This is a genomic window from Pseudomonas sp. GM78 (genome assembly GCF_000282475.1).
Taxonomy (GTDB): Bacteria; Pseudomonadota; Gammaproteobacteria; order Pseudomonadales; family Pseudomonadaceae; genus Aquipseudomonas.
In genome coordinates, this window is the sequence record NZ_AKJF01000125.1 from 45,711 (window position 1) to 61,694 (window position 15,984).

At 60.7% G+C, this 15,984-nt stretch carries 16 protein-coding genes; 5 read left to right on the plus strand and 11 right to left on the minus strand.

The genetic code is table 11. From position 1 onward, the window contains the following. Positions 1-9 precede the first annotated feature (9 nt). Entirely contained in the window at positions 10-732 is a 723-nt protein-coding gene (locus tag PMI35_RS11585; RefSeq protein ID WP_008061791.1) for a lysophospholipid acyltransferase family protein, read from the plus strand. A gap of 138 nt (positions 733-870) precedes the next feature. Next, positions 871-1,842 carry a magnesium and cobalt transport protein CorA gene (locus tag PMI35_RS11580; RefSeq protein ID WP_008061792.1) on the plus strand — a complete coding sequence of 324 codons (972 nt, stop codon included), beginning with the start codon at positions 871-873 and terminating at the stop codon, positions 1,840-1,842. Between the two features lie 90 nt (positions 1,843-1,932). Here PMI35_RS11580 and PMI35_RS11575 read toward each other — a convergent pair whose 3' ends face one another. The 3 genes from PMI35_RS11575 to PMI35_RS11565 form a co-directional block, all read right to left on the minus strand. Next, positions 1,933-2,655: an amidotransferase gene (locus tag PMI35_RS11575; protein ID WP_008061793.1), complete on the minus strand. Its 723-nt coding sequence runs from the start codon at positions 2,653-2,655 to the stop codon at positions 1,933-1,935. Positions 2,656-2,749: 94 nt separating this feature from the next. Continuing rightward, positions 2,750-4,894: a 3-hydroxyacyl-CoA dehydrogenase NAD-binding domain-containing protein gene (locus PMI35_RS11570; RefSeq protein ID WP_008061795.1), complete on the minus strand. Its 2,145-nt coding sequence runs from the start codon at positions 4,892-4,894 to the stop codon at positions 2,750-2,752. A 24-nt stretch (positions 4,895-4,918) separates the two neighbouring features. After that, positions 4,919-6,124, minus strand: a complete 1,206-nt coding sequence (locus PMI35_RS11565; RefSeq protein WP_008061797.1) for an acetyl-CoA C-acetyltransferase — start codon at positions 6,122-6,124, stop codon at positions 4,919-4,921. Between the two features lie 620 nt (positions 6,125-6,744). Between PMI35_RS11565 and PMI35_RS11560 the strand changes: the two genes are divergently transcribed. Continuing rightward, a complete protein-coding gene (locus PMI35_RS11560) occupies positions 6,745-7,566 on the plus strand; it encodes a c-type cytochrome (RefSeq protein ID WP_008061800.1) in 822 nt (273 codons plus the stop codon). 116 nt (positions 7,567-7,682) lie between these two features. On the opposite strand, the gene PMI35_RS11555 is transcribed toward PMI35_RS11560, so the two are convergent. The 7 genes from PMI35_RS11555 to PMI35_RS11525 all read right to left on the minus strand — a co-directional run bounded on the left by PMI35_RS11555 (position 7,683) and on the right by PMI35_RS11525 (position 12,899). Further along, on the minus strand, positions 7,683-8,492 hold the full coding sequence (locus PMI35_RS11555; protein WP_008061802.1) for a transglutaminase family protein: 810 nt from the start codon (positions 8,490-8,492) through the stop codon (positions 7,683-7,685). Further along, positions 8,489-9,439, minus strand: a complete 951-nt coding sequence (locus PMI35_RS11550; protein WP_008061804.1) for an alpha-E domain-containing protein — start codon at positions 9,437-9,439, stop codon at positions 8,489-8,491. The genes PMI35_RS11555 and PMI35_RS11550 overlap by 4 nt, the downstream gene beginning before the upstream one ends. A gap of 12 nt (positions 9,440-9,451) precedes the next feature. Next, the gene (locus PMI35_RS11545; protein ID WP_008061806.1) at positions 9,452-10,861 is read right to left on the minus strand and encodes a circularly permuted type 2 ATP-grasp protein; all 1,410 of its coding nucleotides are present in this window, start codon (positions 10,859-10,861) and stop codon (positions 9,452-9,454) included. 300 nt (positions 10,862-11,161) lie between these two features. After that, the gene (locus PMI35_RS11540; RefSeq protein ID WP_007971898.1) at positions 11,162-11,506 is read right to left on the minus strand and encodes a ribonuclease E inhibitor RraB; all 345 of its coding nucleotides are present in this window, start codon (positions 11,504-11,506) and stop codon (positions 11,162-11,164) included. Between the two features lie 218 nt (positions 11,507-11,724). After that, on the minus strand, positions 11,725-11,958 hold the full coding sequence (locus PMI35_RS11535) for a hypothetical protein (RefSeq protein WP_008061809.1): 234 nt from the start codon (positions 11,956-11,958) through the stop codon (positions 11,725-11,727). Positions 11,959-12,094: 136 nt separating this feature from the next. After that, a complete protein-coding gene (locus PMI35_RS11530) occupies positions 12,095-12,286 on the minus strand; it encodes a PLDc N-terminal domain-containing protein (protein WP_008061810.1) in 192 nt (63 codons plus the stop codon). 82 nt (positions 12,287-12,368) lie between these two features. Next, positions 12,369-12,899, minus strand: a complete 531-nt coding sequence (locus tag PMI35_RS11525) for a hypothetical protein (protein WP_008061812.1) — start codon at positions 12,897-12,899, stop codon at positions 12,369-12,371. A gap of 178 nt (positions 12,900-13,077) precedes the next feature. Here PMI35_RS11525 and PMI35_RS11520 point away from each other — a divergent pair, with 178 nt between their 5' ends. Both PMI35_RS11520 and PMI35_RS11515 read left to right on the plus strand, forming a co-directional pair. Continuing rightward, positions 13,078-14,559, plus strand: a complete 1,482-nt coding sequence (locus PMI35_RS11520; RefSeq protein ID WP_008061814.1) for a methyl-accepting chemotaxis protein — start codon at positions 13,078-13,080, stop codon at positions 14,557-14,559. A 113-nt stretch (positions 14,560-14,672) separates the two neighbouring features. Next, a complete protein-coding gene (locus PMI35_RS11515) occupies positions 14,673-15,038 on the plus strand; it encodes an Mpo1-like protein (protein WP_008061816.1) in 366 nt (121 codons plus the stop codon). Here the strand turns inward: PMI35_RS11515 and PMI35_RS11510 are convergent, their stop codons facing one another. Then, positions 15,039-15,836 carry an acyl-CoA thioesterase gene (locus tag PMI35_RS11510; RefSeq protein ID WP_008061818.1) on the minus strand — a complete coding sequence of 266 codons (798 nt, stop codon included), beginning with the start codon at positions 15,834-15,836 and terminating at the stop codon, positions 15,039-15,041. Positions 15,837-15,984: the final 148 nt, after the last annotated feature.

The following is a 15,984-nucleotide window of genomic DNA, read 5'->3' on the forward strand; positions in this document are numbered from 1 at the left end:
GGCCTGCAAATGCTCTTCGCTTTACGTATGTCATTGATGGGCCTGCACTTTATAGTGGCGGGTGTGCTGGGCGTGGTGCTTGGCCTGTGTCGCCCGTTCAATCCGGACAACAGTCGCCTGTGCGCACGCCTCTATGCGTGGCCAGCGATGTGCATTCTGCGTCTGCGGGTAAAAGCCGACGTCGGGCCGTTGATGGATAAACCCGACAGTTGCGTGATCATCGCCAACCACCAGTCCAACTACGATCTATTTGTATTCGGCAACGTAGTGCCGCGTCGTACCGTGTGCATCGGTAAAAAGAGCCTGAAATGGGTGCCATTGTTCGGGCAGTTGTTCTGGCTGGCCGGCAATGTGTTGATCGACCGCGGCAATGCGCAGAAGGCGCGTCAGTCGATGTTGACCACCACCCACACCCTGCAAAACGAAGACACTTCGATCTGGGTATTCCCGGAGGGCACGCGCAATCTGGGCGAAGAGCTGTTGCCGTTCAAGAAAGGCGCCTTCCAGATGGCCATCGCGGCCGGGGTGCCCATCGTACCGGTGTGTGTCAGCAGCTACGTCAAACACATGCGCTTGAACCGCTGGCGCAGTGGGAAAATCCTGATCCGTTCCTTGCCGGCCATTCCTACTTCGGGATTGAGCCTGGATGACATGCCCATGCTGATGGCCCAGTGTCGCGAGCAGATGCGCGAATGCATCGATTCGATGGATCGGCAGTTGCAAGCTGCGTAATAAAGCAGTCTGCCAGTCGACAAATACATCGACTGGGCCGGCGCCTTCGCCGGCAAGCCGGCTCCTACAAGATTTCACTGACTCTCGGTAGCAGACAAGGCTAAGCTGAACGCTGCCAAGAAGAAGTGAATCAACATCATGGGTAGAGTTGTTGCTGCTGCGGTTTACAGCGCTGGTAAGAGAGTCACCAATATCACCCTCGACGAAGGCGCGGCCTGGGCTGCCAAACCTGGTCACTTTGTCTGGATCGGCCTTGAAGAGCCGAGCGCCGAGGAACTGTACAACCTGCAACGCCAGTTCAACCTGCATGAACTGGCCATTGAAGACGCCCTGGAAAAACACAGCCGCCCGAAGCTGGAAACCTTTGGCGATGCGCTGTTCATCGTCACGTATTCGCCCATCATGGAAGAGGGCAAACTCAAGTTCATCGAGACCCATATATTTGCCGGCAATGGCTACATCATCACCGCGCGCAACGGCCATTCGGCGTCCTACGCTCATGTCCGCCAGCGATGTGAGGCGCGTCCGTTGTTGCTGGAGCATGGGGAAGATTTCGTACTCTATGCCATCCTCGATTTCGTCATTGAAAACTACCAGCCGATGGGCGAAGCCATTCACGCGCAAATCGATGAGCTGGAACGCAACGTCATGTGCAGCTCGCTGAACGAGCGCGACATTCAAAAACTTCACAGCCTGCGCCGTGATGTATTGCGCTTGCGCCGGTTCGCGGCACCGATGGTGGAGATTGGCGAGGAACTGCAAAAGCTGAGTTTCCCCTTCATCGACAAGAACATGCGCCCGTACTTTCGCGATGTGCAGATTCACGTGACGCGGCAGATGGAAGACCTGACGACCCTGGCCGATATCGCCAGCCAGACCATCGAGGTCGGGGTGTTGCTGGAGGCGTCACGCCAGAGCGTGGTGCAGCGCAAGTTTGCCGCGTGGGCGGCGATCCTGGCGTTCCCGACGGCGGTGGCGGGGATTTACGGGATGAACTTCCAGAACATGCCGGAGTTGACCTGGCATTACGGGTATTTCGGGGTTCTGGCGTTTATCACGGTGGGGTGCGTGGGGTTGTGGGCGAGCTTCAAGAAGTCGGGGTGGCTGTAGGATAAACCGAGTCGTCTGTGAGATTCGCTGGCAAGCCAGCTCCTACAAAGGACGCGATTCCCTGTAGGAGCCGGCTTGCCGGCGAAGCTTTTAAACGGTTTCGGGTTTGTGCGCCACGAACCGCATCATCCACTCGGCAACCGTGGTGCCGTGATGTTCACCTTCCAGGCTCGCGATGCCTTTCGAATACACCTGCTCGCCCAGCGCCTGCTGGCGAATCTCCAGCAAGGCCCGGGAATAGTCGTGGATGAATTCCGGGTGCCCCTGGAAGCACAGCACCTGATCGTTGATGTGGTAGGCGGCAAACGGGCAGAAATCGCTGGAGGCGATCACCGTGGCGTTTTCCGGTAGCGAGGTGACCTGGTCCTGGTGGCTGATCAACAGGGTCAGCTCTTCCTTCACCGGGCTCATCCATGGCGCCTTGGCGGCGAGTTTGTATTTATGGGTGCCAACGCCCCAGCCTTGCGTCGCCCGTTCGCTTTTGCCACCCAGCAGCAGCGCCAGCAACTGATGGCCGAAGCACACGCCCAGCAGCTTGTCGCCGCGCTCGTAGCGCTTGAGCAAGTAGGTCTTGAGCGTTTCGATCCACGGGTCGGTGCCGAAGGAGTCGGCCTTGCTGCCGGTCACCAGGTAGGCGTCGAACGTCAGGTCATCGCTGGGATACTCGCCCTGCATCACGTTGTAGACGGTGAATTCGGCGGCGATGGGTTGCTGCGAAAACAGGTGTTTGAACATCTGCCCGTAGCCCTGATATTGGTCAACCAACTCCGGACGCAGGATGTCGGTTTCCAGAATGCAGATGCGTAACGACATAAAAAATACCTGACACGTGATGGGAATAATGCACACCCCAGAGCCTGCCTTGAAACACCGTGACAAGGCAAGCCCCGCAGTGTGTCACCGATCCCTAAAACGCCTCGCCCTTGGCGGCTTTTTCCAGCAGCAGGGCCGGCGGTGCAAAGCGCTCGCCGTATTGCCCGGCCAGGTACTGGGCGCGGGCGACGAAGTCCTTGACCCCGTATTGATTGATGAACTGCAGTGCACCGCCGGTCCAGGCAGCGAAGCCGATGCCGAAGATCGAACCGACGTTGGCATCCGCCGTCGACGTCAGCACGCCCTCCTCCACACAGAGCACGGTTTCGATGGCTTGCACGAACAGCAGGCGATCGCGTACATCCTTTGGCGAAATCTGCCCGTCAGCCTTTTCCAAGCGGGTTTTCAGTTCCGGCCATAAGTGTTTTTGCCCACCCGCCGGGTATTCATAGAAACCACCCCCAGCGGCCTTTCCCGCACGCTTGTATTCGCTCAGCAGCAAGTCAATCACGGCGTACGCCGGGTGCTCGACCAGCGCCTTGCCTTCTGCCTGCAAGTCCTTGGCGGTTTGCTGGCGGATATGGCTCATGAGGCTCAGGGAAACTTCGTCGGAGATCGCCAGAGGCCCGACCGGCATGCCGGCCTTGCGCGCCTCGGTCTCGATCATCGCCGCGCAGACGCCTTCACCCAGCATGGCAATGCCTTCATTGGTGAACGTGCCGAACACCCGGGACGTGAAGAAACCCCGACTGTCGTTGACCACTATCGGGGTTTTGCGGATTTGCAGGACGAAATCGAACCCGCGGGCCAGGGTTTCGTCGCTGGTGCTGGCGCCCTTGATGATTTCCACCAACGGCATTTTTTCCACGGGGCTGAAGAAATGCAGTCCGATGAACTTGCCCGGGTCTGGCACCGCCGTGGCCAGGCCACTGATCGGCAGGGTCGAGGTGTTGGAGGCGATCACTGCATCGGCGCCCACCACTTTTTGCGCGGCCGAGGAGACCCTGGCCTTCAACTCGCGGTCCTCGAATACCGCTTCGATGATCAGATCGCAGCCCGCCAGATCGGCATCGTTGTCCGTGGTATGGATGCGCGCCAGCACGGCTTCACGTTGCTCGATGCTGATCTGCCGGCGCGCCACTTTCTTGTCCAGCAACGCCGCCGAGTGCGCCTTGCCCTTCTCGGCCGCCGCCAGGTTGACGTCTTTGAGCACCACATCGATACCGGCAGAGGCGCTGACAAAAGCGATGCCCGCCCCCATCATCCCGGCGCCAAGTACGCCGACTTTTTTCGTCACGTAAGGTGCGAAGCCTTCGGGACGCGAACCTCCGGCATTGATCTGATTGAGCTGAAACCAGAAGGTGCCGATCAGGTTTTTCGAGACCTGGCCGGTGACCAGCTCCGTGAAGTAACGGGTTTCGATCAGGTGCGCGGTGTCGAAATCCACCTGGGCGCCCTCCACCGCGGCACACAGGATTTTCTCCGGCGCGGGCAGTGTGCCCTGGGTTTTACTGCGCAGGATCGACGGCGCAATCGCCAGCATCTGCGCGACTTTCGGGTTCGACGGCGTGCCACCGGGAATCTGATAGCCCTTCACGTCCCAACGCTGAACCGCCGTCGGGTTGGCCAAAATCCAGGTGCGCGCCTTGCTCAGCAGCGCCTCGCGATCGGTCGCCAGGTCATCGATCAAACCCGCCTGCAAGGCCTGCTGCGGGCGGATTTTCTTGCCTTCGAGCAGGTACGGCAGGGCTTTTTCAATGCCCAGCATGCGTACCATGCGCACCACCCCGCCGCCACCCGGCAGCAAGCCGAGGCTCACTTCCGGCAGGCCGAGCTGCACGGAGGTATCGTCCAGCGCAATGCGGTATTGGCAGGCCAGGCAGATTTCCCAGCCACCGCCCAACGCCGCGCCATTGATCGCGGCGACCACGGGTTTGCCGAGGGTTTCCAGGGTGCGCAGTTGGCCCTTGAGGCTCAGCACCATGTCGTAGAAAGCCTTGGCCTGGGGCTTTTCAACTTTGATCAGCTCATTAAGGTCGCCGCCGGCAAAGAAGGTTTTCTTGGCCGAGGTGATGATCACGCCAGCGATGCTGTCCTTGTCGGCCTGCAGACGGGCGACACAGTCGGCCATGGCCTCGCGGTACAGCGCATTCATGGTGTTGGCGCTCTGGCCCGGCAGGTCGATGGTCAGGACGACGATCCGGTCCTGGCCTTTTTCGTAGCGAATGGCTTGGCTCATAAACAGGTTCCTTGAAGACGGGGCTCAGAGGCGTTCAATGATGGTGGCAATGCCCATGCCGCCGCCGACACACAAAGTCGCCAGGCCATAGCGCAGGCTCCGGCTCTCCAGTTCATCAAGCAGCGTGCCGAGAATGGCGCAGCCTGTGGCGCCCAACGGGTGGCCCATGGCAATGGAGCCGCCGTTGACATTGACCTTGCCAGGGTCGACGGCCATGTCCCTGACGAACTTCAACACCACCGAGGCAAACGCCTCGTTGACCTCGAACAGATCAATGTCTTCGACCCGCAGCCCGGCCCTGGCCAACGCCTTGCGGGTGGCCGGCGCGGGGCCGGTGAGCATCAGGGTCGGGTCGGTGCTGGTGACTGCCGTGGCGACGATCCGCGCCCGTGGCTGCAAGCCCAGCGCCCGGCCCTTGGCCTCGGAGCCGATCAACATCAACGCCGCGCCGTCGACGATCCCGGAACTGTTGCCGGGGGTGTGCACATGATTGATCCGCTCCACCTGGCTGAAGACCCGCAGCGCAGTGGCGTCAAAACCCATTTGCCCGATCATTTCGAAACTCGGCTTGAGCTTGCCAAGGCCTTCCAGAGTCGATTCGGCGCGGATGAACTCGTCATGATCGAGCAGGATGATGCCGTTCTGGTCCTGCACCGGCACCAATGAGCGTTTGAACGACCCGTCGGCCCGCGCCCGTGCGGCTTTTTGTTGCGAGTGCAAGGCGTAGGCATCGACATCGTGGCGGCTGAAACCTTCAAGCGTGGCGATCAGATCGGCGCTCACGCCCTGTGGAATGAAATGGCCGTGCAGGTTGGTTTGCGGGTCCAGCGCCCAGGCCCCGCCGTCGCTACCCATAGGGACGCGCGACATTGACTCGACGCCGCCGACCACCACCAGGTCCTCGAAACCGGAACGGACTTTCATCGCCCCCAGGTTCACCGCCTCCAGCCCCGAGGCGCAGAACCGATTGATCTGCACACCGGCCACGCTGACGTCCCACTCCGCCACCTGGACCGCGGTCTTGGCAATGTCGGAGCCTTGATCGCCGATGGGCGTCACGCAACCGAGCACCACGTCATCGACCTGGCTGGTATCAAGGTCGGTTCGCTGTTGCAGCGCCGTGAGCAAGCCGGCCACCAGGCTCACCGGCTTGACGCTGTGCAAGGCACCGTTGGCCTTGCCTTTGCCCCGGGGCGTGCGTAACGCGTCGAAAATCAAAGCTTGGGTCATGACGTCCTCGAACCTGACTGTAGGAGCTGCCGAAGGCTGCGATCTTTTGATCGTGCAAAGAGCCTCCACCTTATTCCGAGCGGCCGGGGATTCAATGACCGCAGCGCTCAAGGGCATTGACGCTCACGCTCAGACGGACGGTCATCCAGCAGTCGGTGAACCGGTTCAGGACACGCAGGTGTCTAGCAAAAGGCCGCCCAAGAAGCTGGCAATAGGCCTCATGCCTTTTTAATAGGATTTGGTGAGAACACCATACTAAATGGATCTAAACCAAGCGTGACGCGGGCTCTAAGGTGAAGGTGTACGAAGTTGTCGTCGGGTTTTGCCGAGGCGCTCATCCTACAGGAAGTGCAACGTTTGCCGTCACGGAGATGTCCAGGCAGGCATCAGGAAATAACAAAAAAAAGGCGGTCAGCCATGTTCAAACAATCGAAAGTTCGTCAAGCCGGGCTCATTCTTTTCGCCACCACCCTGTTGTTGATTTTGCCGAACCTGACCAAGGTGATCGGTTAGTCGATCCTTAAAAAGACGACGGCAGATTTTCATCGCCATGTAAAAATCTGGCTGGCTCGCTTCCCGGGCCAGCGTGGCTGTGCCAACCTTTGCGGCACTTGCACGACATGGATGGCGATCATTTGAAAACGCTCATTGTGTTTGGGGCCCTGCTGCTCAGCACGCCTCTTCATGCCGCACAGCTGAACCTGGAGCTGGGCGCGAACAGTCGCACGTGGCAAACCGAGGAGCTGCTCAAGCACCCTCAGGTCCAGACCATCAACATCAGCAATGACGTGTCCTACAAGCGCGACATGACCTACCGCGCGGTGCCGCTCGCCGCGCTATTGACCGACATCAAGCCCGACGACCACCTGCAAGCCGTGGCGCTGGACGGCTTTGCCGCCGAGTTGTCGGCGGCGCCGCTGCTCAACACCCAGGGTGCGCGTGCCTGGCTGGCGATCGAAGATCCGGCCCAACCGTGGCCGCCGCTGGCTGAAGGCAAACATAGCGCCGGGCCGTTCTACCTGGTCTGGACCGATCCGCGTGCAGGCAACATCAGCCCTGAACAATGGCCGTTCGAGGTTGCCAGCATCAAGCGCATGGCCCCGGTGGCGGCGCGCTTCCCTGCCCTGCTGCCAGATCCTGCGTTGAAGGCAGACGACCCGGTGAACCAGGGCTTTGCGTTGTTTCAGAAGAACTGCCTGGCGTGCCATCGACTCAACGGCGCCGGGGATTCGCAGTTCGGCCCGGATCTGAATATTCCGTACAACCCGACCGAGTACTTTGGCGCGGATTTCCTCCAGCGTTATATCCGCGATCCGCAGAGTTTGCGCCAGTGGCCGCAGGCGAAAATGCCGGGGTTCTCGGCCGAGGTGCTGCCGGATGGGGATCTGCGGATGTTGGTGGGGTATTTGCAGCATATGGTCGGGCGCAAGATTAAGCCCTAAAGGTACCCAGTTCTGTAGGAGCAAAGCTTGCTCGCGATGACGGTGGGTCAGTTACAAAAATATTGACTGACAAACCGCCATCGCGAGCAAGCTTTGCTCCTACAGGGATTAGCGCCTTACTGTTGTTGCACCGAGATCACCGGCACAGGCGTTGGCGATACGAACACCTTCGCATGCATCTGCTCACACCCACCCCCGCGACGCATGCCGCGCACCGGGCAGGCGTCCAGGTAATCCAGGCCCACCGCCAGTTTCAGATGGCGCTCGGGACGCGCCAGTTCATTGGTCACATCGAAGCTGTACCAGGCGTCATCGAGCCAGGCTTCGGCCCAGGCATGGCTGGCCAGATGCTCGCTGTTTTCACTGTACAAATATCCCGACACATAACGCGCCGGCACGCCCAGGCTGCGGGCACAGGCGAGGAACGCGTGGGTGTGGTCCTGGCACACGCCCGAACGCCCGGCGAAAGCCTGGGCGGCGCTGGTGTCCACTTCGGTGGCGCCCGGCGTGTAGGTCATGTGCTGGTTCAGGCCATGCATCAAGTCGATCAGCGCCGTACGGTCGCGGCGCTGCTTGCAGGCCTTGTCGGCGAACGCGCGCAGCGCCGGGTCGGCTTCGGTCAGCCGGGTGAAGCGCAGGAACGGCAATGCCGACTGGCTCTCGTGCTCGGCTTCGCGCAACTTGTCGATGTCGACCTGGCCGCGGGCCCCGATGATGATCGCCTCGTGGGGTTCGTCCAGGGTCAGCACATGCAGGATGTTGCCGAACGGATCCAGTTGCGCGCGCACCGGCCGCGGCAGATCAAGCTGCCAGCTGAGCACGTGCTGGCGCTCGCTGTCGTGGGGGGTCAGCCGCAGGTACTGGATGCTCGCCCGCACCTGATCCTCGTAGTGATAGGTGGTCTCGTGGCTTATGGAAAGTCTCATGCAGCCTCCAGATAGGAACTGTGAATGGCGTTACCCAACTGGCGCACCAGCGGGATGAACTCGGTCAACCAGGCATGCAGGCCTTCGTCGAGGATTTCGGAGATGCCGGTGTAGCGCAAGCGCGCGTCCATCTCTGCCGCCAGGCGCTGTGCGGGGCGGCCATTGGCCCCCGGCAGTTGCGCGAGGATCTGGTCGATTTCTTCGGTGCAGGCCCGCAAGGAGCGCGGTACATCGGCCCGCAGCAACAGCAACTCGGCCACATGCCGGGCACCGGGGGCGTCACGGTAGATCTCGGTGTACGCCTCGAACGACGACAAGGCGCGCAGCAATGCACTCCACTGGTAGTAGGCGTGGGCCGTGCCGTCGCTGACCGCTTCGGCCTGATCGCCGGCCATTTCGTAGCGGGCATCGAGCAGACGCAACGTGTTGTCGGCCCTTTCGATGAACGTCCCCAGGCGTATGAAGCGGAACGCGTCATTGCGCATGATGGTGCCGTAGGACGCGCCACGGAACAGGTGGGAACGCTCCTTGATCCATTCGCAGAAACGGCTCATGCCATAGCGGCTCAGGCCCTGTTCGGCGATGCCGCGAATCTCAAGCCAGGTGGCGTTGATGTTTTCCCACATGTCGGCGGTGATGCGGCCACGCACTGCATGAGCACTGGCCCGTGCGGCACCGAGGCAGCTGTAGATGCTGGCCGGGTTGGCCGCGTCCAGGGCGAAGAAATGCAACAGCCGTTCGGCATGCAGCTCGCCGTGGCGTTCGAGGTAATCGTCCAGGGTGCCGGTAATCAATAACGGCATGGCCAATTCGTGCAGGCCGTTACCACGGCCATCCTGGGGCATCAGCGACAGCGAATAACTGATGTCGAGCATCCGTGCGAGGTTTTCCGCCCGCTCCAGGTAACGTGACATCCAATACAGATCCGAGGCAGTTCTACTTAACATGTCAGGCTTCCTTCAATCCTCGACCACCCAGGTGTCCTTGGTTCCGCCACCCTGGGAGGAGTTCACCACCAGGGAGCCTTCGCGCAGGGCGACACGGGTCAAACCGCCGGGCACGACCCGGGTTTCACGACCAGACAATACAAACGGACGCAGGTCGATGTGGCGTGGCGCGATGCCGCTTTCGACAAAGGTCGGACAGGTCGACAGCGACAGCGTCGGCTGTGCGATGTAGGCATGGGGCTTGGCGATGATGCGCGCGCGGAAGGCTTCGATTTCCGCCGCGGTCGCTGCTGGCCCCACCAGCATTCCGTAACCGCCGGAGCCCTGGGTTTCCTTGACCACCAGCTCTGGAAGATTGGCCAGCACGTGGGACAGTTCAGAAGGGTTGCGACACTGCCACGTGGGTACGTTTTTCAGGATCGGTTCTTCGTCCAGATAGAAACGGATCATGTCGGTGACGAACGGATACACCGACTTGTCGTCCGCCACCCCGGTACCGATGGCGTTGGCCAACACGACATTGCCGGAACGATAGGACGACAGCAGCCCCGGAACCCCAAGCATCGAGTCGGGATTGAACGCCAGCGGGTCGAGGTAGGCATCGTCGAGACGGCGGTAGATCACGTCGACGGCTTTCGGCCCGTCGGTCGTGCGCATGAATACCTTGTCGTCCCGCACGAACAGATCCGCACCCTCCACCAGCTCCACGCCCATTTCCCGCGCGAGGAACGCATGCTCGAAGAACGCGCTGTTGAAGCGCCCCGGCGTCAGCACCACGACACTCGGGTTATCGATGGGGCTTGAGCTTTTCAGGGTGTCGAGCAACAGGTTCGGGTAGTGGTCGATCGGGGCAATGCGCTGGGCCGCAAACAGTTCGGGGAACAGGCGCATCATCATCTTGCGGTCTTCGAGCATGTAGCTGACGCCGCTCGGTGTTCGAAGGTTGTCCTCGAGCACGTAGTAGGTGCCGTCGCCGTCGCGCACCAGGTCGACACCGGAAATGTGCGAATAGATATCGCGGTGCAGGTCCAGCCCCTGCATTGCCAACTGGTATTGCTCATTGGCCAGCACCTGCTCGGCCGGAATGATTCCGGCCTTGATGATGCGCTGCTCGTGGTACAGGTCGGCGAGGAACATGTTCAACGCCTTGACCCGCTGGATACAGCCGCGCTCGACCACGCGCCATTCACTGGCGGGGATGCTGCGCGGGATGGTGTCGAAGGGAATCAGGCGCTCTGTCCCCTGCTCATCACCGTAGAGCGTGAAGGTAATCCCGGCGCGATGAAATAACAGATCGGCCTCGCGTCGCCGTTGTGCCAGAAGCTCGTCAGGCGTCTCGGCCAGCCAACGGGCAAACTCCCGATAATGCGGGCGGACCTGGCCGCCGGCATCGTACATCTCATCAAAATAGGTGCGGATCATGCCGTACTCCTTGTCACCCGGACATCCAGGCCTTCGCAAGGCCCGTGCCATCGGCAGAAACGCTTATTTTTCAATCGGTTGGATAATCACCACGCGAGCACCGCACCAATCCTGTGCGGCAAATGCCCCAACCTGACTGCCCCCGCTTCATTGCAAGGCGTTGTTGTCGCCCATCACCAGCATAGACGCTGGGCGCCGGCTTGCCGGTGAAGGGGCGCCCGTGTTCGATTGCCATCGGCAAAAACGAAAACGGCCAACCCGAAGGTCAGCCGTCATTGCTGGTTGTCACTGTTCATAGGTTTATGCGAGTCGCCCTCGTACCTCCTGTTTCACACCCCAGCCTTCAATGATGCCGCCCAGTGGCTCGACCACGGCCTCGAAACCCTGTTCGAAATCGCCAATGTCGTCGTAAGTGGCATACATGACCTTGCACAACTCCAGCGCCCAGGCGCCATCGTCGCGCACACTGACTTGCGCATCCAGGGATTCACCACGGTGGAAATGACCTGCCGCTCTGCGTGCCCGCTCCTCGTCCGGAAAAATGGCGTAGAACTCGATGGGATGGAACCGGGAAAAGTCGAAACCGCCTTCTTTCATGCGGCGCAGCACACTGCTGCTGATGTCTTCTTGATAGGCTGTGCTCATGAAACGTCCTCCTCAAACTGATGGATAGACTTTCCGTACTCCCAGTGTGCGAACCCAAGGGTGCGCACCAATCGACAACCCGATGTCGACGGGAAACAAGCATGGAGCTGACAAGACCAGACCTTAGCGATCCATTCGCTGATCTCGATTGCAGAGTAGCCCCAAGATAGAGCCGCTGCCAAGGCCTGGTTCTGTTGTAGTCGATAACGAGAAGAGGTTCAGACGGGGGTGATGCTGCGAATTTCAATACTGTTCTGGGCTTTCAGGCTTTTGACGCCTGCATCGGAAGTGCGCCCCTCCAGATCGTTCAGATCCAGTTCGGCGGCCACGGGAAGGAACCGTTCCTTGATGAGTTTGGCGGCCTTTTCGTGACTCGGGCACTCCTCGCACTCGAAGACTTCGTCGATCAATTCACCATGATCATCCACGAAAGTGACTTTCCACTTTTGCATCGGTGCCTCCTCGATAAAACCCATGGATGGGCTTACACCTATCTCGACCCTGGACGCGGGGTAAATGTTCCGGCGAATCAACAATAGCAGGCGTCAGCAAAGGCTGCCTGACGCCCGGTACAGACGGTGTTCCCGGTCAGACGCGCACGTTCCCCCGGGGACCGGCAATCGCCCAGATGATCAGGCCCAGAACCGGCAGCAACAGGATCAACAGCACCCAGAAGATTTTCATCCCGGTTTCGGCACCGCTTTTCAACACGTTGATGATTGCCCAGATGTCCAAGGCAAGAATGATCAAGCCAACCAGGCTGTTGAACGTGGAACCCATGATGACGCTCCCGAAGAGTGATATGCCCTCTTAGGATAGCCGGCCCTGACCAGGGTTCCGTTTTTTTGACAGCTTTACCGGTTCAGACGTGGATCGCCACTTTCAAGGCTTCCAGCGAGGGCGCGGCGGCGATGCCGACTTCGGCGCACAGCTCGAGTACCCGTGGCACGGCATTGCCGTAGACCAGTACCACTTGCAGTTCATCGTCCAGCAACTGGCTGAAGTTCATCAGCGTGTAACCGCCGTTTTCCTTGTTCAGGCTGCTCATCTGCACCTGGATGCGATTCAGCGCGGTCAGGGCTTCGGTCTTGGCCAGCTGCTTGGGTTTGAGATTGAACTCCACTCCCGGGCCGAACGAGGCGACGATCTGGGCGAACAGGTCCACATAGGTGTCGGCCTGGAACAGCACGGTCTCGGGCAGGCTGCCAACCACTACCCACTCACCCAGCGGGATCGGGAAGCTGTCGTCGTAGTTGATGTCCGGGTTGGCGCCGAGGAAAGCCGCAGGATCTGCGTAAGCCTGGGCCGCTTCGTCAGCGACTTTCTCGATTTCGTCATCGGCCATGCACCCGGAGCTGATGTTGCTGATGAGTTCGATGAGGGCGGCTTTCATGGGGGCGGATCCTGTAGCAGGTAAATTTTCAGGGCGCGCAGGATAACGCATTACGCCCGGCGATGGCGGCTTGCAAGCAGGGCTCGCAATCTTGACCTGCATCAAGCGTTCTGCCCAACAATAGCGGCACAATAATGGCACCTTGCCAAAACTGTTTCCGCTATCAGAGAAGACCTCCATGGGTGCCTGGCTTAGCAACATCTCGCTGAAGTACAAATTCTGGGCGGTGAATGCCGTCGCCTTCGTCACCACGCTGCTGCTGGTGTTTTATGCCGTGCAACTCGAACAACAGGCCCGTAGCCATGCCGCCCGTGCATCGGCCGAGGCCCAGGCACGATTGCTTGCGGCCTGGCCGGCCGGGCAGCCGCTGCCCAGGGTCGAGAACCTGCTGACGTTCGATCGCGGCCAGGTACCACAGCTGAACGGACAGCCATTGCAGGCGCTGGCCGACGCCAACGGCTGGGTCGAGATCGACGCGCTGCCGTATTTCGGCGACAAGCTGCCGATCGGCGCCGAAGTCTTCACCCGCGCGGATGGCCAGCGGGTTGCGCTGGTTGCCCATGGCCCAAGCCTGGGCCAGGTGCTCGGCGAGCGTGCTGCCAACTATGCCCTGGCGGTGTTCATCCTGATGCTGGCGATGCTCGGTGCCTCACAGTTGTTGATCCGCTTTTTGCTCAGTCAGCTCAATACCCTCAAAGACGTGATGCTCCATGTTGAAAAAACCGGCGACCTGTCGGCCCGCGTCCCGCTGACCTGCAGCGACGAAGTCGGGCAGATGGCCAATGCGTTCAACGCCATGCAGGCCGGTTACCAGGGCGTGGTCAACACCGTTGCCAGCACGGTCCGACAACTGGACGAAGGCGCCGCACGCCTGGCCTCGAGCATGAATGAGGTGCGTCACGGCATGCTCGGCCAGCAGAGCGAAACCGATCAGGCGGCAACGGCGATCAATGAAATGACCGCCACCGTCTATCACATCGCCCAGCACGCCGGTGCCACCCGCGACCTGTCGCAATCTGCCGACACCCTGGCCGGCAGCGGACAGGAAGTGGTCATGCGGGTGCAGCGATCGATTGCCGGGCTGTCTACCGGGGTACAACAGACCGCCGAGATGATCCAGCGCCTGGCCGAGGACAGCCAGAAGATCAACGGCGTGGTCAATGTGATCCACAGCATTGCCGAGCAGACCAATCTGCTGGCGCTGAACGCCGCGATCGAAGCGGCCCGGGCCGGTGAAATGGGCCGTGGTTTTGCGGTGGTCGCCGATGAAGTGCGTAACCTGGCCAAGCGTGTACAAACCTCCACCGATGAAATCACCGTGATGGTGTCCGCCTTGCAATCAGGTACTCGCGACGCGGTGGACTTCATGCAGGAGAGTTCATTCAAGGCCGACGAATGCGTACAGCAGGCCCAGGAAGCTGGAGCCGCCTTGGCGCAGATCACCGGGGCCGTGGCGCAGATGCGCGAAAGCAACACCCAGATCGCCGTGGCGGCCGAGCAACAAAGCCAGGTGGCCGAAGAGATGAACCGGGCGGTGGTGAGCATCCGCGACGTGACCGAGAACACGGTGCGCCAGACCGTCAGTTCGGCAACCACCAGTGATGAGCTGGCGGTGTTGGCCGGGGAGTTGAGCACGGCGATCGGGCAGCTCAAGCTGTAACATCGATATTGAACATGACCGCTATCGCTTCGATAGCCAGGCTTGATTCGCCGCCTGCACTTACCGGGCCTATCCTTGATTCATGAGTTCAACATGGATCGAGGATCGGCATCATGGGTAAACGTCACCACAACCTTCCCGCCTGGCAATGGCGTGCGTACCCGAACAATCACCAGCACCCGGCCAATCTGGTGTTGCACCTGATTGCCGTGCCGTTGTTCATCGTCGCCTTCCTGCTGATCGCCTGCGGGGTGTTCAGCCTGAACCTGGCCAATTTCGCCATCGGCGTCATCGGTGTGATTGCCGCCCTGGGCTTGCAACGCCATGGCCATACTCTGGAGGCGCAAGCTTCAGAGCCGTTCAGCGATCGCAAGGATGCGGTGTCACGCTTGCTGGTCGAGCAATTTTTGACCTTCCCGCGATATTTCCTCAGTGGCGGCTGGTGGCGCGCCTGGAAGGAGCGCCACCGTCGTCATTGATCAGCCGAACACCGTCACCGTCTGCCGGCTCATGGCGATCAACCGCCCTTCCACGTCCCACAGCTTCGCGGCGGCATGGCCGTAGCCGTCGGCAGCATGCTCGGTTTCGACCAGGTATTTGCACCAGTCCAGGGTGCTCAGCTCCAGCAACGGCTGGACGAATTCGATGGTCCAGGTCAACGTGCTGCCCATCGCCGGCTTCTTCAGGAACGGCATCAGGGCCGGCGGCCAGGCATCCACCAGCGCCAGGATGTGCGCCTCGGTCACTGGCTCCTCCTTCACATCACCGCGCAAGCGCACCCAGCCGCCCATTTGACGGGAGGTATTGCCGGTGAACGGCAACCCGCCAACACTCCAGCGCATCGCCAGGTGCTGCATGAATTGCGGGAGCACGCCCTCGATGTAGGGCAGCTCCTGGCAGTCGTCCCAATGCTTCATCGCTGGCGCCGGCACAGCTTGCACCGCTACTTCCGATGGACGCGAGGCGCCAAAGCTGCCCTGGACCAGAGTGACCACCTGGCCGCCTTGCATCGCCCGGCCCAGCACCTGGCTTACAGCCTTGCCCTCGCGCAACACCTCGACCTCAAAACTGACCGGCACGTCGGGTTCGACCGGGCCGACGAAGGTGATCGCCAGCGAGCGCGCCGGCCGGTCCGCCGGCACCTTGGCGCGCATGGCTTCGTATTGCAGGGCAACCACCAGGCCGCCGAAACTGGCGCGGCCTTGCGCCCATCCAGCCGGGATCGACAGTTCCAGTGGCTGACGGCGGACAGCGTCGAGCAGATCGCAAAAGCGCATGAAGACCTCAAGGCAGGAAAAGGATGAAGGAATCTTAACCAGCTCACCGGGGCTGTACAGTGCCTATTCCGGTCAAATTGACTGACAGATGAGCCGCCTGCGCCTGTGTAGGAGCTGCCGCAGGCTGCGATCTTTTGATTTTAAAAAC

Excerpts from the sequence above, each read along its gene's own strand:
- PMI35_RS11585 (WP_008061791.1), top strand. The coding sequence starts at position 10 with ATGCTCTTCGCTTTACGTATGTCATTGATGGGCCTGCACTTTATAGTG.
- PMI35_RS11580 (WP_008061792.1), top strand. The coding sequence starts at position 871 with ATGGGTAGAGTTGTTGCTGCTGCGGTTTACAGCGCTGGTAAGAGAGTC.
- PMI35_RS11575 (WP_008061793.1), bottom strand. The coding sequence starts at position 2,655 with ATGTCGTTACGCATCTGCATTCTGGAAACCGACATCCTGCGTCCGGAG.
- PMI35_RS11570 (WP_008061795.1), bottom strand. The coding sequence starts at position 4,894 with ATGAGCCAAGCCATTCGCTACGAAAAAGGCCAGGACCGGATCGTCGTC.
- PMI35_RS11565 (WP_008061797.1), bottom strand. The coding sequence starts at position 6,124 with ATGACCCAAGCTTTGATTTTCGACGCGTTACGCACGCCCCGGGGCAAA.
- PMI35_RS11560 (WP_008061800.1), top strand. The coding sequence starts at position 6,745 with ATGGATGGCGATCATTTGAAAACGCTCATTGTGTTTGGGGCCCTGCTG.
- PMI35_RS11555 (WP_008061802.1), bottom strand. The coding sequence starts at position 8,492 with ATGAGACTTTCCATAAGCCACGAGACCACCTATCACTACGAGGATCAG.
- PMI35_RS11550 (WP_008061804.1), bottom strand. The coding sequence starts at position 9,439 with ATGTTAAGTAGAACTGCCTCGGATCTGTATTGGATGTCACGTTACCTG.
- PMI35_RS11545 (WP_008061806.1), bottom strand. The coding sequence starts at position 10,861 with ATGATCCGCACCTATTTTGATGAGATGTACGATGCCGGCGGCCAGGTC.
- PMI35_RS11540 (WP_007971898.1), bottom strand. The coding sequence starts at position 11,506 with ATGAGCACAGCCTATCAAGAAGACATCAGCAGCAGTGTGCTGCGCCGC.
- PMI35_RS11535 (WP_008061809.1), bottom strand. The coding sequence starts at position 11,958 with ATGCAAAAGTGGAAAGTCACTTTCGTGGATGATCATGGTGAATTGATC.
- PMI35_RS11530 (WP_008061810.1), bottom strand. The coding sequence starts at position 12,286 with ATGGGTTCCACGTTCAACAGCCTGGTTGGCTTGATCATTCTTGCCTTG.
- PMI35_RS11525 (WP_008061812.1), bottom strand. The coding sequence starts at position 12,899 with ATGAAAGCCGCCCTCATCGAACTCATCAGCAACATCAGCTCCGGGTGC.
- PMI35_RS11520 (WP_008061814.1), top strand. The coding sequence starts at position 13,078 with ATGGGTGCCTGGCTTAGCAACATCTCGCTGAAGTACAAATTCTGGGCG.
- PMI35_RS11515 (WP_008061816.1), top strand. The coding sequence starts at position 14,673 with ATGGGTAAACGTCACCACAACCTTCCCGCCTGGCAATGGCGTGCGTAC.
- PMI35_RS11510 (WP_008061818.1), bottom strand. The coding sequence starts at position 15,836 with ATGCGCTTTTGCGATCTGCTCGACGCTGTCCGCCGTCAGCCACTGGAA.